Source organism: Actinoplanes sp. NPDC021490 (genome assembly GCF_055562135.1).
Genome location: NZ_JBVHFW010000025.1, coordinates 24,336 through 39,569, shown reverse-complemented (window position 1 = coordinate 39,569; position 15,234 = coordinate 24,336). Strand labels below are relative to the sequence as shown.

Sequence of the window (15,234 nt, the reverse complement as noted above, 5' to 3'; positions counted from 1 at the left end):
TACGATTCTCAAGTATGAAGACGGCACTCCTCCTTACTGGACCCCATGCCGGAAACGTCTACCCGATCCTCTCGCTCGTCGCCGAGCTGACCCGCCGCGGGCATCGGGTCGTGCACCTGACGACCGAGCAGTTCGCCGGGGCCACGGCCGCCGCCGGAGCGTCCGTGACGACTTACGAGTCGGCGATCGCGAACCTGGATCCGGCCGAGGTGTTCGCCTCTCCGGATCCCACCCTGCCGCACCTGCTCTACCTGCGCGAGAACGTCCAGATCCTCCAGGCGGCCGAGGCCGCCTTCGGCGAGTCGCCACCCGACGTGGTGCTCTACGAGGACTCGCCGTTCATCGCCGGCAAGCTGCTGGCCGGATCCTGGGGCAAGCCGGCGGTCCGGCTGAGCGTCGGCTTCGCCACCAACGACAAGTTCTCCTACTACCAGGAGATGGTCGACGCCTCCGGCATCCCCGCGCCACTGGAGTTCGAGAACTTCCGGACGGCCCTGTCCGAGTTGCTCGCTTCGCGTGGCCAGCCTTCCGATCTCGAGCAGTTCTGGTATGGCATCGACGATCGCAACGTGGTCTTCATCCCGCGCGCCTTTCAGTACGCCGGCGACACCTTCGATTCCCGGTTCCAGTTCGTGGGCCCGTCCCCGGCCGGGGAACCGGCCGCGGACCCGGCCGGGGATTGGACGCCGCCCGGTGACCGGCCGGTGCTGCTCATCTCCCTCGGCACCAGCTTCAACGACCACCCGGAGTGGTTCCGCACCTGTGTCAGCGCCTTCACCGGCAGCCGCTGGCACGTGGTCCTGACCCTGGGGGGCCGTGTCGACCGGACGGAACTCGGGCCGCTACCGCCCAACGTCGAGGCCCACGACTGGCTCCCGCACTCCACCGTCCTCGAGCACGCGCAGGTCTGCGTCACGCACGGCGGGATGGGCACGGTGATGCAGGCACTGGCCCGCGGGGTGCCGATGGTCACCGTCCCGCACTTCGCCTTCGAGGTCGAGGTCATGGCGCGGCGGGTCGAGGAACTGGGGCTGGGCCGGCGCATCCCCGCCGGGCAGTTCGACGCGCGGACCCTGCACGACACCGTCGAACTGGTGGCCGGGGACAGCGCGATCCGATCCCGCATCCGCGACATGCGGCACGAGATCCACGATGCCGGCGGCGCGGTCCGGGCGGCCGACGTCGTGCTGGCCACGATCGACGCGGGGGACGTCCGATGACGGCCCGCGCGGTGACCCGCATCCAGATGCGGCACGCGATCCGGCTCAGCATCCTCGAGCAGTCCCATCGCGCTCGCTTCGGCCACATCGGCTCGGCGTTGTCGATCGCCGACATCCTGGCGGTGCTGTTCGGCGGGGTCCTGCGCGGTTCCGGCCCCGACCGGGAACGGTTCATCCTGTCCAAGGGTCACGCCGTCCTCGCGCTCTACGCGGCGCTGTACGAGACCGGCCGCATCGACCGGTCGGCGCTCGAAAGCTACTGCACCGACGGCACCCCTCTCGGAGCCCATCCCGAGCACGTCCTCGAGGGAATCGACTTCTCCACCGGCTCGCTCGGGCTCGGGCTGTCGTACGGGGCCGGCTCGGCCCTGGCCGCCCGCATGCAGGGCGTCGCCCGGCGCACCTTTGTCCTGATCAGCGACGCCGAGCTCAACGAGGGATCGGTGTGGGAAGCGGCCATGTTCGCCGCGCACCACGGTCTCGGCTCCCTGGTCGCCATCGTCGACGCCAACGGTCAGCAGGCCCTGGGCCCGACCAGCCAGGTGCTGGATCTCGAGCCGCTGGCTTCCCGCTGGCAGGCGTTCGGCTGGATCACCCACGAGGTGAACGGCCACGACGTGGACGCGTTGCGGGACACTCTCGACCACATCGACGGCACCTCCGGCCGCCCGCACGTGCTGATCGCCCGCACCACCTCCGGCAGCGGTGTCTCGTTCATGGAGGGCCGCACCGGCTGGCGTTACTGGCCGCTTTCCGACGACCAGTACGCGGCCGCGGTCGCCGAGGTCAAGAACGCCGCGGGGGCATCATGAGGGCCGCATTCATCGAGACACTCACCGACATCGCGGCCCAGGACTCCCGGGTCGTGCTGCTCACCGGCGATCTCGGTTTCAACTTCCTCGAGCCGTTCGGTGAGCGGTTCCCCGGCCGCTTCTACAACGTCGGCGTCGCCGAGCAGAACATGGTGGGGGTGGCGACCGGCCTGGCCGAGGCGGGCCTGATCCCGTTCGTCTACTCGATCGCCACCTTCGCCTCGATGCGCCCGTACGAGTTCATCCGCAACGGCCCGGTTCTGCATCAGCTGCCGGTGCGGATCGTCGGTGTGGGCGGTGGCTTCGAGTACGGCAACAACGGCACCACCCATTACGGCCTGGAGGACGTCGGCATTCTGCGGATGCAGCGCGGCTTGACGGTCGTGGTCCCAGCCGACGACGATCACGCCCGCAGTGCGATCGGGCAGACGTACGCGTTGCGGCGGCCGATCTACTACCGGCTGGCCAAGAGCGGCCCCCCGGTGGCCGGTCTCACCGGGGACTTCGCCTTCGGGCGGCTCGCCCGGCTGCGCCCCGGACGGCACGTGGCGCTGATCGCGCTGGGCTCGATGGCCGGTGACGCGATGGCCGCGGCCGGGCGGCTGAGCGCGGAAGGCATCGAGGCGACCGTGGCGGTCGTCGAGAGCTTCAACCCCTCGCCCCGCGACGACCTGGCCGAGCTGCTCGCCGACGTGCCGCTCGCGGTCACCGTCGAATCGCATTTCGTCGACGGCGGCCTGGGCACGCTGGTCGCCGAGGTGATCGCCGAACGCGGCCTGGCGACCCGCCTGCGCCGCTGCGGCCTGGAGGACCTGCCCCGCGGGGTCACCGGGTCGACGCCGTTCCTGCAGGACAGGTTCGGTCTGTCCCCGGCCGCCATCGCGCGCACCACCATGTCCCTGATGGCGTCCGCGCGTCAGTGAGCGCGGTCCCGCCGACGCCGGCCCGGCGTGTGCTGGTCACCGGGGCCGGCGGGTTCATCGGGGCGAACCTGTGCCGCCGCCTCGTCCGCGCCGGGCACGCGGTGCACGCCGTGGTGCGCCCCGGCGGCGACCTGTGGCGCCTGACCGGGATCCGGCACGACATCACGGCCCATCGGGTCGACCTGGGCGAGGCCGGGGCGGTCGAGGCGATCGTCCGGACCGTCGGAGCCGACTGGCTGTTCCACCTCGCCGCCCACGGCGCGTACTCGTGGCAGACCGATCCGGCGGCGATCGCCGCCACGAACACGGGGGCGACGGCCCGGCTCATCGACCTGGCCGCCGCCGGGGCGTGCGAAGCCTTCGTGCAGGCCGGATCCACCGCCGAATACGGTCCCGGCGACCGCGCCCCGCGGGAGGACGACCCGGCGGTGCCGCACGGCCCGTACGCCGTCAGCAAGGCCGCGGCGACCCGGTACGCCCGGGCCGTGTCCCGCCGGCACGGGGCCCACCTGGTGACGTTGCGCCTCGCCACGGCCTACGGGCCCTGGGAGGAACCGCATCGCCTGATGCCGGCCCTGGCCGTGCACGGCCTGCGCGGGCGGCTACCCCCGCTCACCGGCCCCGGGACCGTCCGGGACTTCGTGTTCGTCGACGACGTGTGCGAGGCGTTCATGCTGGCCGCCCGGGCGACGCACCTCACCCCCGGCAGCATCGTCAACATCGGTACCGGTACGCCGACGTCGCTGGCCGAACTCGTCGGCCTGGCCCGGTCCGAACTGGCGATCGAGCCGGAGCCCGAGTGGTCGACGATGGCGCCGCGGCCGTGGGAGGCCGGATTGTGCGTCGCCGACTGCACCCTCAGCCGGCGAGGCCTGGGCTGGCGGCCGCGGCACACTCTGGCCGAGGGGTTCCGGGCCCTTGCCGGCTGGTTGCGCGGCGACGCGCGCGTTCACGACCGGTATGCCCGCGCCATCCTGCGGGAACCGGGCGGCGTCACGACCGGGAGTTCACGTAGGCCTCGATAGCGTCGGCCGCCCGCGGAGCGCCGCCGCACTGCCGGATGTCTTGCTGCATCGCTTCGGCGCGTCGTTTGACGTCGGTGTCGGCCGCCAGCCGCTCCACCGCCGCACGGATGCCGTCGGCCGTGAGCCGGTCGGCCGGCAGGTGGTGGCCCAGGCCCAGCTTGACGGTCTGCTCGGCGAAGGGTGCGGCCTCGGTGGCGAAGTGCGGTACGACGAGCACGGGAACGGCCATGTCCATGGCCTCCATCGTGGCGCCGGTCGTGCCCTGGGTGATGCAGACCGTGGCGTGTTCGAGCACGGCGTGGAACGGCACCCACGCGTGCGCCTCGACGTTGGCCGGCAGCGGGCCCAGGGCTTGCGGATCGAGGTAGCTGCCGATGGCCAGGACGACGTGCCACGGCGTGCCCTCGAAGGCCTCGACGCACGTACGGAAGAACTCGGGTTGCTCGTTGTGCAGGGTGCCCAGGGACACGAGAAGGACCGGCGCGCCCGGGCGGGGCGGCTGCCAGCGTGCGTCCTCGATGCGGCCGGTGAAGCTGGGTCCGCTGAACACGAACCGGTCGTCGAAGGTCTCGGCGGCGACCGTGTACGACTTGGGCAGATAGATGATGTTCAGGTCCTCGATCTCGCGCCAGTACTGCTTCGGCGGTGTGCCGACGCCGTACTCGGCGAGCAGGTCGACCAGCATCTTGTTCACCACTTCGACGTCGGCCGGATGACGCTGGCCGTTGCTGGCCCACAGGGCCTCGAACAGCGAGTAGTGCTCGTTCTCGGCGAAGCCGCCACTGAGCCGCACGGCCGGGCGGTTCCAGTGCCGGGCCAGCAGCCGGCCGGCCAGGAACGGCATCACGTCGTACAGGATCAGGTCGGGCGGATCGTCGCTCAGCGCCTCCCGCGCGGCCTCGAGGATGGCCACGTTCTCGCGGACGTAGACGAGATGCAGCTGCGTCTCGGCGTCGTCCCGGCCGAGCACCTCGGGCACGTGGAAGGTGTCGAACTCCGACCGGTACGGCACGACGGTGGCGCCGGCGGCGGTGACCGCCTCGGCGAAGGCCGGCCCGGTCAGGTAGGAGATGCGGTGCCCGCGCCGGGCGAGCTCGCTCACCAGGGACAGCGACGGGAACACGTGGCCGTGGCCCTGGACGTTGACGACGAGGATGTGGCGACGAGGCATGGTGGAGGGCTCCGTCCGTCCGGTCGGGATAGTTGACAACCCTATAGTCGACAGACGGCAACGGACAAGATTGACGGCTTTTCGCGGCACTGCGACTATCGAATCGTATAGCTAAACGCTGGTCGTCTTCGCCTACGTCAGGAGCACATCCGATGAAGGTCCTGTTCGTCTCGTCGCCCGGCCTCGGGCACCTCTTCCCGCTGATTCCCCTCGCGTGGGCCTTCCGGGCCGACGGCCACGACGTCGTCATCGCGACGGCCGAGCACGCCGGCCGGGCCGCGCAGGCCGGTCTCGAGGTCGTCGACGTCGCACCGCACTTCAGCTCCGTCGCGGCCTTCGAGCAGGTGGCCAAGGATGAACCCGACTTCATCACCACCGTCGCGACCCGCCCGGCCGTCGACCTGGCCGAGTGGGGGGTGCAGATCGCCGCGGTGAACCGGCCGCTGATCGACGGCCTGATCCGGCTCACCGACGACTTCCGGCCCGACCTGGTGGTCTACGAGCAGGGCGCGACGGCCGGCCTGTTCGCGGCGGCCCGGGCCGGAGTGCCCGCCGTGCAACGCAATCACGGCGCGTTCGGCACCGGGCGGATGCACGAGGGCATCGCCTCGTATCTGGGCGACTTCTTCGAGAAATACGACCTGACCGCGCCGCTGCCGAAGCCGAACGTGATCATCGAGTCGTTCCCGCCGAGCATGATCCTCGACCGGTCGCCCGAGGGCTGGTTCATGCGCTGGGTGCCGTACGGCGGGGGAGAGGTGCACGGTGACCGCTGGCCCGCCGCCTCGTCCGGCCGTCCTCAGGTCGCCGTCTCGATGGGCACGATCGAGCTGCAGGCGTTCGGGTTGGGCGCCATCGAATCGATCCTCGCGTCGGCCGCCCAGGTGGACGCCGACTTCGTGCTGGCCCTGGGCGAGCTCGACGTGACGCCGCTCGGAGCGCTGCCGCCCAACGTCCGGGCGGTCGGCTGGACGACGCTGCACCGCCTGCTCCAGCAGTGCACCGCCGTGGTGCACCACGGCAGCGGCGGAATGATCATGACGTCGATCGAGGCGTGCACGCCGCAGTTGCTCGCGCCCGACGCGCGGGACATGTTCCAGCACTCCGGGCGCAACGCCGTCAGCAAGCTCGGCATCGGCCTGGTCAGCACGGCCGATCAGGTCTCGCCCGAGCTGCTGGCCCAGCTGGTCTCCGACGACGGGCTGGCCGACCGCCTGTCCGCGGTGCGCGACGAGGTCCATGCGCTGCCCTCGCCGGCCGAGACCGTACGGCGCATCATCGCCGAGATCTGAGTGCCGCTCGGGGCGGGCCGGCCCGGTGGCGGGCACGCCCCGAGCGACTGCCGTCACTCGCCCCAGCGCAGGAAGGCCGGTGCCGGTCGGCCGGGCAGCAGCTGCAGCCGGGCGCGGTCGAGCCCGAGCACCTCACGCATGGCCACGTTCTCGCCCGGCCACTTCGGGTTGTCCAGCTCGTCGAAGGCGATCACGCTGCCCCGGGTCAGATAGGGCTGGATCGCCTCGAGCGCCGCCCGGCTTGGCTCGTAGAGGTCCATGTCGAAGTAGGCCATGGCGATGACGGTCTGCGGGTTGGCCTCGAGATAACGGGGCAGGGTCTCGCGTACGTCGCCCTCGACCACCACGCCGCGCTGGGTGACGTGGCCGAAGAACTCTCCGACCTCGTGGGCCGCGAGCACCTCGCGCAGGTACGAGGCGTAGTCCTCGCCGACCGCGAACCGGCCCGGATAGGCCGTCGGCCCGACCAGGTCGATGTCGTTGACCTCGGGGAAGCCGGTGAACGTGTCGAAACCGACGATGCGCCGCAGCGGGTTGTACGGCTCGTACACCCCGCGCAGAGCGGTGAACGTGCCGAGGTGGCGCCCGTAGCGCACACCGAACTCCACGATGATGCCCGGCACGTCCAGCACCATGCGGTAGAGCGCGTCCATCGACAGCAGGTCGAGCATCTGGTGCCTGCGCAGGAACAGCGGCAGGTTGTTGATGAGCTCCTCGGGCGGGATCGGGGTGTCGGTCAGCAGCTTGGTCAGCCGCGAGGTCACCTCGGTCTCCTGAGGTGAGTCGTGGACGAAAGCGCGCAGATCGGGGTCCATCGGTGCCTCCCGGCTTGCTCGGCTCTAGTATATGATTTTAAAGCCTATAGACCTCGCGCGAGACGGCGCAAGGGAGCGGGCGTCACCGGCCGGACCGGCCCTCCCGGTTCTTGTGATACCGCTCGAGCCATGCGTCCACGGCCCGCAGCGGGGCTGCCTCGACGGCGTACAACCGTCGGGTCCCCGAGCGGCGAACGGAGGCGAAACCGTTCTCTCGCAGGATCTTCAGGTGTTGCGAGACGGCCGGCTGGCTGATGCCGAACTCGTCCTGCACGACCGCGCCGAGTTCGCCGGCCGACGCCTCGCCCTCGGCCAGCATCTCGAGGATCCGCCGCCGGACCGGATCGCCGAGGACGTCGAAGGCGTGCATGAGTTGAACATAGCAAATCGAAGCCGATTCCCCGGTCACGCCGAGACGCGGCCGGCCCGCCGAAGGGGTGAGCATGTACGGACCCGAGTACCTCGAGGTTTACGAGGTGACCCACCGCAACCGTGGCAAGAGCTGGCATGACGAGGCCGTGGACATCTCCGCCCGGGTGCGGGAGCGCTGCGCCGGCGCCACGTCGTTGCTCGACGTCGCCTGTGGTGCGGGCACGCATCTGCAGGCCTTCGCCGGGCAGTTCGACCGGGTCGCCGGACTCGAGCCGGGTGTCGCCATGCGCAAGCTGGCCGAGCAGCGGATGCCCGGCGTCCCGCTGTACGACGGCGACATGCGCGACCTGCGGCTGGACACCACGTTCGACGCCGTGACCTGCCTGTTCTGCGCGATCAGCTGCATGACCACCGTGGCCGACATGCGCGCGGCCATCGCCTCGATGGCCCGTCAGCTCAACCCCGGCGGCGTGCTCGCGATCGAACCGTGGTGGTTCCCCGAGCGGTTCCTCGACGGCTGGGTCGGCGGTGACCTGGTGCTCGAGGACGGCCGTCGCACCCTGGCCCGCGTCTCCCGCTCGACCCTGGAGGGCCGCGCGACCCGGATGGAGGAGCGCTGGCTGATCGGCGACGAGACCGGCTTCAAGGAGGTCCGGCACGTCACGATGATGACCCTGTTCACGCGGGACGAGTACGAGCAGGCGTTCCTCGACGCCGGCTGCACCGTCGAATTCGTCGAGGGTTGGCTGACCGGGCGCGGACTGTTCCTCGGGGTCCGGAACGGCTGAGCCCGCGCCGGCCTGACGGCCCTCGCCGTCAGGCCGGCGCGACCCGCATGTACGGGCTGTCGCGGGCCCAGGCCAGGGTGCGCCGCAGGCCCTCGTCCAGCGGGGTGCTGCACTGCCAGCCGAGGAGCCGCTGTGCCTTGCCGACGGCCGGCACGCGCCGGGGGATGTCCTGGTAGCGGGCGCCCAGCTCGACCCGCGTGTCCAGCGTCTGCGGGGTCACGTCGACGCCGGCCAGCCGGGTGGCCAGCCGGATCACGTCGGCCACGGTGGTCTCGCGATCGCTGCCGATGTTGAAGGACTCGCCCCGGGCCGCCTCGACGGCGGGGATGAGGACAGTCGCGTCCGCGGCGTCCTCCACGTAGGTGAAGCACCGGGTCTGCCGGCCGTCGTCGTACACCACCGGGGCCAGGCCGTGCAGCAGCCGGTGCACGGTGCGGCTCACCACGTACGCGGGACGCTGCCGTGGGCCGTACAGGTTGAAATAGCGGACGATCGCGGCGGACAGCCCTTCCTGGCGGGCGAAGGCGTAGGTCAGGTGCTCGGCGGTGGCCTTGCTGGTGGAGTACGACCACCGGTCGGCCGAGGTGCTGCCGAGCACTCGATCCGCGTCCTCCTCCCACGGTGTGCCCGGGTTGCGCCCGTACACCTCGCTCGTGCTGGCCACCACGACGAACGCGCCCACGGCGGCGGCCCGGCGCAGCACGTTGCGGGTGCCGAGCACGTTGACCTCGAGCACGTCGAGCGGGCGGGCCAGATAGCGGTCCACGCCGACCACGGCGGCCAGGTGATAGACCACGCTGGTGCCCGCGGGAATGGCCGCCGCCACCGAGGCCTCGTCGCGGACGTCGCCGGTCACGTGCCGCACCCGGGCCGGGCCGGCCGCCAGGTCCGGCGGAGGCGGGTCAGGGTCGTAGACGATGACGTCGTCACCCCGACGGGCCAGGCGTTCGACCACGTGGCTGCCCACGAACCCGTGCCCCCCGGTCACGACCACCTGTGCCATGCCCTCACCGCCCGATTCCGCGATACCGCAAGCCCTGTTCGTGCCACCGGTCGATGGTCTCCCGCGGGTAGTACATGCGGCCGTCGAAGACGAGGCACGGCATGGTCACCCGGTCGCGCAGGCCCGCGAAGTCGACGGAGCGGAACTCGTCGTGCCCGGCGAGCACCGCGATGCAGTCGGCGCCGGCCACCGCCTCGTCGAGGGTGGCCGAGAGCGGGACCCCGAAGTCGCGCATGACCTGGCCGGGATCGGCGAGCGGATCGAACAGCCGGACCCGGGTGCCGGCCGTGCGCAGCGCCGCCACGACGCCACGCACCGGCGTGTTGCGCAGGTCCCCGGTGTTGTTCTTGAAGGCGACCCCGAGCACGGCCACGGTGGCGACGGCCGGGTCGCGGCCCATCTTGATGAGCTCGTCGGAGATGAGGTCGGCGGTCCATTCCGGCATCGCGTCGTTGACCCGGCGGGCGGTCGCCACGGTCGCGAGGTCCACGCCCCGGCCGCGCGCGTCGCTCCACGCCATCCAGGGGTCCTTGGTGAGGCAGGGCCCGCCCACGCCGACGCTCGGCAGCAGCATGTTGACCGTGCTGTGACCCTTCGGCAGGGCGTTCGCGCGCGACACCACGTCCAGGACGTCCACCTTGAGCGCGGCGCAGTAGCGCGCGACCTCGTTGGCGATGGCGATGTTGGCGTCGATCCACCAGTTGGTGGCCAGCTTGACCAGTTCGGCGGTCTCGGCCGAGGGCACCTCGTGCACCGGCACGCCCAGCGCGAACTCCCAGAACCGGCCGGCCGCCTCGGTGCTGGCCGGACCGCAGCCGCCGACCACGACCGGGAGCCGGGCGAGCTGACGCAACGCCTCGCCCTCGGCCAGGCGCTCGGGGCAGAAGGCCAGCCCGAAGTCGGTCTCGTGGGCCAGGCCGCCGGCCTCCAGCAAGGGCGCGACCAGCGTACGGGTGGTGGCCGGTGGCACTGTGCACTTGAGGATGACCAGCTGGCCCCGCCGCAGGTGGGGAGCGAGGCGGGTGCACGCCTCGACGAGCTGATCGGGCTGCAGGCCCCGGTCGGCGTCGACGGGGGTGCCGACGGTCAGCAGCACCACGTCGGCGCCGGCCGCCGCGGCGTAGTCGGTGGTGGCGGTGAGCCGGGCCGAGGCGGACAACCGGGCCACCGCCTCGGCCAGTCCCGGTTCGGGGATGCGGCACCGGCCGTGGCGCACGTCGTCCACCACGCGCTCATCCTGGTCGATGGCCACGACGTGCATCCCGCGCTCCGCGAGTGTCACGCCCAGGCAGGAGCCGATGTATCCGAAACCGACGACCGCCACGCGTAGGCCGGGCGTGCCGAGAGAGTCGGGAAGGAAGCGCATCGAAGCCGTACCGCCCTTCTGCCCGCCTGCGCCCGAGAGGGATTGCCGGGGGTCACGGGTTGACCGACCGTATCAAGGGCGATACATGACTTTCAACCATGACGTCGCTCGCTGGCATGTATGAGGGGTCTGCCCTTAAAGTGCTACATGATATGCAAGCACTTGAGGGGTCTGCAGGGAGGAAACCGGTGACCGAAACCGCGACAGGCGCCATGGTCCGGATCCCCGGCACCCGATATTCGCAGGGCACCCCGGACTGGGCGCTCGACTGGCTGGAGTCCGATCAGGACACGTTTCCGGTGAGCTGGTTCGCCGACGAGACGCCACAGACCGAGGTCGTCCTGGCCCCCTACCTGATCGACCGTTGTCCGGTCACCGTCGGCCAGTTCGCGGCGTTCGCCGAGGCGACCGGATACCGCACGGACGTCGAGCGGGCCGGCTACGGGCTGGTCTACGGCGACTCGTACTGGATCGAGCTGCCCGGCGCGAGCTGGCGTGAGCCGGGAGGCCCGGGCACCGGAGGAGCCCAGTTCGCCGATCACCCGGTGGTGCACGTCTCGTGGGACGACGCCAACGCGTACGCCCGCTGGGCCGGCAAGAGGCTGCCGACCGAGGCGGAGTGGGAGCTGGCCGCCCGGGGCCGTGACTTCCGGATCTGGCCCTGGGGTGACACCTGGCAGCCCCGGTACGCCAACACCGCCGAGTACTACGCCGGTCCGCTCGGTTCGCTGGACGCGTGGCGGCGCTGGTGGAGCGGTGTCTATGCGGAACGGGGGCCGGTACCGCAGACGACCGCGGTCGGCGCCTTCACGCCGGACGGCGACAGCGTCTTCGGCTGTGCCGACATGGCGGGCAACGTCTACGAATGGACGGCCACGCTGTCGTACCTGTACGACGAGGCGACACCGTGTGACGCGACCCTGCGTGCCGTCATGGGGCGGCACCGGGTGGTCCGGGGCGGGTCCTGGATGAATTTCCGGCACCAGGTCCGGTGCTGTGAGCGCATCCACGGCGACCCGGACGGCTGGTCGAACTTCGCACTGGGATTCCGCTGCGCGAAGGACGCGTAGCGCGGCAAGGGGAGGCATCGATGGTCAAAATTGTGCTCTCGTCCGGCTGGGCGCACCGGGGCCGGAACGAGTTCGAGGTGGGGCAGGGGCCGCTGGACGACATCATCAAGGACTTCGCGGCACGGTATCCGGCCTACCGCCGGCGGCTGCTGGGCGGCGACGGCGAGCTGCTGCGTTACTACAACATCTATATCGACGACGACCCGGTTCCGCGCCACGAGCGGGCCTCCACCGAGGTGCAGGACGGCAGCGTCGTCGCGATCGTCCCGCCGATGGCGGGCGGCTGACTCCGACCTTGCTCGGTCTCCAAAAGCTTTAAAAACGCATGGTAATTTCGAGAGATCGAGCAGGTTGTACGAGGGAGGCCGCAGTGAGCCAGAGCGTTCGGACCGACGAGTGGATCGGGCCCTCGGGACCGCCCGCCGAGCCCCCCGACTCGCCGCTGCGCACGGCGTCGTGGGAGACGATCCGGTCGATGTTCGCGCTCGACGCGAGCACCACGCATCTCAACACCGGGACCATCGGGGCCATGCCGTTCGAGGTGCTCGACACCCTCGATCGCGTCACACGCCAGTTCACCGGCGGCCTCATGGACGTGTACAAGCCGGCCATGTTCACCGAGCAGCGCGAGGCCATCGGGCGGTCCTACGGCGTCGACGGCGACGAGATGGTGATCTGCCACAACGCCACCGAGGGCGTCGCGCGCATCATCAACGGGCTCGACCTGCGCGAGGGCGACGAGGTCATCACGACCAGCCACGAGTGCTATTCGGTGCTGTCGAACTTCAACCTGCTGCGCAACCGGCACGGCATCGAGCTCACCGTGCTGACCCCGCCCTCCGGGTACGACGTGCGGGCCGAGGACATCGTCGAGATGTTCGAGCGGGCCATCACCCCGCGCACCAAGGTGATGGCCTTCGCCGGCATCACCCTGTTCACCGGAACGCTCATGCCGGTGCGGGCGCTGTGCGAGCTGGCCCAGCGGCACGGCATCACCACGGTCATCGACGGCGCGCTGCTGCCCGGCCTGTTCAACTGCGACTTCCGGGCCATCGGAGCCGACTTCATCGCGTGCTCGGGCTCCAAGTTCCAGTGCGGCCCGCTGGGCACCGGCCTGCTGTACATCCGCAACAAGGTGCACCCCGAGCACAACCCGCTGCCGCTGCCGACGTTCTGGCCGGTCATCTCGACGTGGTACCCGATGCAGGGCAGTCCGCCGCCGCGCACCCGCACGGCCGTGGAGAGCGACAACATCGGCGACTACCTGCAGAGCGCGGGGAGCGCGAACCTGGCCCGGGGCGCGGCTCTGGCCGAGGCGTGCGGGCTGTGGGACCGGATCGGGCGCGACCGCATCGAGCACCGCGCCATGACGCTCGGCAACTACTGTCGCCGGCGGATCGCGGAAACCTTCGGCACCGAGGCCCTCTATTCACCCGGCGCCGATCCCCGGCTGCGGTCGCCGCTGGTGGCCTTCAACCCGTTCCGCCGGCCCGAGGACGCCTGGAACATCAAGAAGTTCATGACGTTCGTGGACCGGCTCGAGGGCGAGCACCGGGTCTGGTCGCGCTGGACCGAGTTCGACGTGCCCGGTTCCCCGCACCAGCACTACGCCGCACGGCTGTGCACCCATCTGTTCAACTCCGAGGACGAGATCGACCGGACCGTCGAGATCCTGGTCCGGCTCGCCCGCGACGTGTCCTGACCCGTGGCGATTCGAGGACGGTGAAATGACCGGCACACTGCGACTGCACGGCCGCGTTGAGGCGGACCAGCTCGACCCCGTCGCCGCATACGGCCCGGCGGCCGCCCAGCTGACCCGGCTGTACTCGCGTCAGCTGTTCACCTATGCCGCCGAGCGCGACCCGCGTGACTGGCGCGCCGTCGCGCCCGTGCCCGACCTGGCCCTGATGGTCCCGTCGACCTACAACGCGGGAGTCGGGGCCAGCCACAAGACGTACGTGGTGCACCTGCGCCCCGACGTCCACTGGGACACCACACCCGCGCGCCCGCTGACCGCGCACGACGTGGTCCGCGGGATCAAGCGCCTGGCCAACCCGGTGCTACGCCCGCCCGGGCTGGTCTACTTCACCAGCACGATCCGCGGCATGGCCCGGTATTGCGAGCAGTACGCGGCATCGGTGCCGGCCGCCGGCCCCACCGCCGCCGCGCTCGCGGAGTTCCAGAGGTCGCAGGAGATCCCCGGCGTGTTCGCCCTTGACGACACGACCGTGGTCTTCGAACTGTTCCGGCCGGCGGTCGACTTCGTCGACATCCTGGCCCTGCCGTGCGCGGCACCGGTACCCGAAGAGTACGAGGCCTTCCTGCCCGGCAGCGCCGAACTCCGGGCCAACCTGCGTTCCTCCGGCCCGTACCGGCCGATCGGCGCCGACCCGGCCCGGGGCCTGAGCTTCGAACCCAATCCCGCCTGGAGGCCGGAGACCGACCCGGTCCGCGGGCGGGGCGCCGAGCGCATCGAGGTGGCCTCCGGTTCCGGCGGCGCGGGCGGGGCGGATCTGCCGTTCGGCGCGGCGGTGACCAGAAGCGCGGCGCCCGCCGACGACCTCGGCTGGAGCCTCGACCCCTACCTGGTGGTCAACCGGCACAGCCCGGACACCGATGGCGCGCTGGCCGACCCGCGGGTACGCCGGGCGATCGCACTCGCCGTCGACCGGGTCGCGCTCAGTGACCTGATGGCCGAGCTCGATCCGGGCTCACCGGCGCGGCCGGCGGACGGTGTCGTGCCACCCGGCAACGACGGACATGCCGAGGGCCTCGACCGCGCGGGCCTGCCCGCTTTGCCCGAACAGGCCCGGCAACTGCTGTGCGAGGCCGGTCATCCAGACGGCGTGGCCCTGCTCCTGCCGCACCGGGACGACGACCGCGACACCCGGATCGCCCGGCGCATCTCGACCGACCTCGAACGGGCCGGCTTCCGGGTGCGGCTCACCGCCCTGACCCCGTCCGATCATCACCGCCTGCTCACCGACCCGGCCCGTACGGGGGAATGGGACCTCGCCCTGACCTCCCGCGCGCCCGACTGGTTCCACGGCAACGGACGCGTCTTCGTGCAGGCCATGTTCGCGTCCGGCCCGGCCGGTGGCGGCACGGCGAACTATGGCGGATACCGGAATGCCGAGGTGGACCTCCTGATCGAGCAGGCCCTCGACGAGAAGCGGCCGGAGCGGGCGAACCGGCTGTGGCAGGAGGTGCAACGCCGGGCGCTGGCCGACACGGCCGTGATCCCGCTGGTGTTCCGCAAACCCGGTGGATACCCGCTGGGTGCCCGGGTGCGCGACGCGATCGGCCTGCCTACCCTCGGCAACGCGCCCGACCTGTCCCTCGTCCGGCTCACGCCGGCCGCCTGAACGAGATCCGCG

14 protein-coding genes and 1 pseudogene are annotated in these 15,234 nt (G+C 71.0%); 10 read left to right on the top strand and 5 right to left on the bottom strand.

The features are described 5' to 3' along the window. Nucleotides 1-14: 14 nt before the first annotated feature. From ACZ3I4_RS43860 to ACZ3I4_RS43845, 4 genes are read left to right on the top strand one after another with little or no spacing between them, the layout of a single operon-like run. Nucleotides 15-1,220, top strand: coding sequence for a macrolide family glycosyltransferase (locus tag ACZ3I4_RS43860; protein WP_465388083.1), 1,206 nt, complete (start codon nucleotides 15-17; stop codon nucleotides 1,218-1,220). Then, nucleotides 1,217-2,032 (top strand): transketolase, encoded by an 816-nt coding sequence (locus ACZ3I4_RS43855; protein ID WP_465388082.1) that lies wholly within the window; start codon nucleotides 1,217-1,219, stop codon nucleotides 2,030-2,032. The genes ACZ3I4_RS43860 and ACZ3I4_RS43855 overlap by 4 nt, the downstream gene beginning before the upstream one ends. Then, nucleotides 2,029-2,955: a transketolase family protein gene (locus tag ACZ3I4_RS43850; RefSeq protein ID WP_465388081.1), complete on the top strand. Its 927-nt coding sequence runs from the start codon at nucleotides 2,029-2,031 to the stop codon at nucleotides 2,953-2,955. The genes ACZ3I4_RS43855 and ACZ3I4_RS43850 overlap by 4 nt, the downstream gene beginning before the upstream one ends. Then, nucleotides 2,952-3,980 carry an NAD-dependent epimerase/dehydratase family protein gene (locus ACZ3I4_RS43845; RefSeq protein WP_465388080.1) on the top strand — a complete coding sequence of 343 codons (1,029 nt, stop codon included), beginning with the start codon at nucleotides 2,952-2,954 and terminating at the stop codon, nucleotides 3,978-3,980. The genes ACZ3I4_RS43850 and ACZ3I4_RS43845 overlap by 4 nt, the downstream gene beginning before the upstream one ends. Here the strand turns inward: ACZ3I4_RS43845 and ACZ3I4_RS43840 are convergent. Continuing rightward, nucleotides 3,949-5,151: a macrolide family glycosyltransferase gene (locus ACZ3I4_RS43840; protein ID WP_465388079.1), complete on the bottom strand. Its 1,203-nt coding sequence runs from the start codon at nucleotides 5,149-5,151 to the stop codon at nucleotides 3,949-3,951. The two genes, ACZ3I4_RS43845 and ACZ3I4_RS43840, sit on opposite strands and share 32 nt — an antisense overlap. Before the next feature lie 152 nt (nucleotides 5,152-5,303). Between ACZ3I4_RS43840 and ACZ3I4_RS43835 the strand changes: the two genes are divergently transcribed. After that, nucleotides 5,304-6,443: a glycosyltransferase gene (locus ACZ3I4_RS43835; protein WP_465388078.1), complete on the top strand. Its 1,140-nt coding sequence runs from the start codon at nucleotides 5,304-5,306 to the stop codon at nucleotides 6,441-6,443. Between the two features lie 53 nt (nucleotides 6,444-6,496). Here the strand turns inward: ACZ3I4_RS43835 and ACZ3I4_RS43830 are convergent, their stop codons facing one another. Together ACZ3I4_RS43830 and ACZ3I4_RS43825 are read right to left on the bottom strand one after the other, a co-directional pair. Further along, nucleotides 6,497-7,258: a class I SAM-dependent methyltransferase gene (locus ACZ3I4_RS43830; RefSeq protein WP_465388077.1), complete on the bottom strand. Its 762-nt coding sequence runs from the start codon at nucleotides 7,256-7,258 to the stop codon at nucleotides 6,497-6,499. Between the two features lie 109 nt (nucleotides 7,259-7,367). Next, nucleotides 7,368-7,628 (bottom strand): annotated as a pseudogene (locus ACZ3I4_RS43825) (ArsR/SmtB family transcription factor); the annotation flags it as partial. A 73-nt stretch (nucleotides 7,629-7,701) separates the two neighbouring features. Here ACZ3I4_RS43825 and ACZ3I4_RS43820 point away from each other — a divergent pair. Continuing rightward, on the top strand, nucleotides 7,702-8,418 hold the full coding sequence (locus ACZ3I4_RS43820; RefSeq protein WP_465388076.1) for a methyltransferase domain-containing protein: 717 nt from the start codon (nucleotides 7,702-7,704) through the stop codon (nucleotides 8,416-8,418). A 28-nt stretch (nucleotides 8,419-8,446) separates the two neighbouring features. Here the strand turns inward: ACZ3I4_RS43820 and ACZ3I4_RS43815 are convergent, their stop codons facing one another. Together ACZ3I4_RS43815 and ACZ3I4_RS43810 are read right to left on the bottom strand one after the other, a co-directional pair. Continuing rightward, the gene (locus ACZ3I4_RS43815) at nucleotides 8,447-9,421 is read right to left on the bottom strand and encodes an NAD-dependent epimerase/dehydratase family protein (RefSeq protein WP_465388075.1); all 975 of its coding nucleotides are present in this window, start codon (nucleotides 9,419-9,421) and stop codon (nucleotides 8,447-8,449) included. A gap of 4 nt (nucleotides 9,422-9,425) precedes the next feature. Beyond that, nucleotides 9,426-10,787: a nucleotide sugar dehydrogenase gene (locus ACZ3I4_RS43810; RefSeq protein WP_465388074.1), complete on the bottom strand. Its 1,362-nt coding sequence runs from the start codon at nucleotides 10,785-10,787 to the stop codon at nucleotides 9,426-9,428. A 152-nt stretch (nucleotides 10,788-10,939) separates the two neighbouring features. Between ACZ3I4_RS43810 and ACZ3I4_RS43805 the strand changes: the two genes are divergently transcribed. From ACZ3I4_RS43805 to ACZ3I4_RS43790, 4 genes are all read left to right on the top strand, one after another. Beyond that, nucleotides 10,940-11,857, top strand: a complete 918-nt coding sequence (locus ACZ3I4_RS43805) for a formylglycine-generating enzyme family protein (protein ID WP_465388073.1) — start codon at nucleotides 10,940-10,942, stop codon at nucleotides 11,855-11,857. Between the two features lie 20 nt (nucleotides 11,858-11,877). Then, the gene (locus ACZ3I4_RS43800) at nucleotides 11,878-12,144 is read left to right on the top strand and encodes a MoaD/ThiS family protein (RefSeq protein ID WP_465388072.1); all 267 of its coding nucleotides are present in this window, start codon (nucleotides 11,878-11,880) and stop codon (nucleotides 12,142-12,144) included. Between the two features lie 83 nt (nucleotides 12,145-12,227). After that, the gene (locus tag ACZ3I4_RS43795; RefSeq protein WP_465388071.1) at nucleotides 12,228-13,559 is read left to right on the top strand and encodes an aminotransferase class V-fold PLP-dependent enzyme; all 1,332 of its coding nucleotides are present in this window, start codon (nucleotides 12,228-12,230) and stop codon (nucleotides 13,557-13,559) included. A 25-nt stretch (nucleotides 13,560-13,584) separates the two neighbouring features. Further along, nucleotides 13,585-15,222 carry an ABC transporter substrate-binding protein gene (locus tag ACZ3I4_RS43790; RefSeq protein ID WP_465388070.1) on the top strand — a complete coding sequence of 546 codons (1,638 nt, stop codon included), beginning with the start codon at nucleotides 13,585-13,587 and terminating at the stop codon, nucleotides 15,220-15,222. Nucleotides 15,223-15,234: the final 12 nt, after the last annotated feature.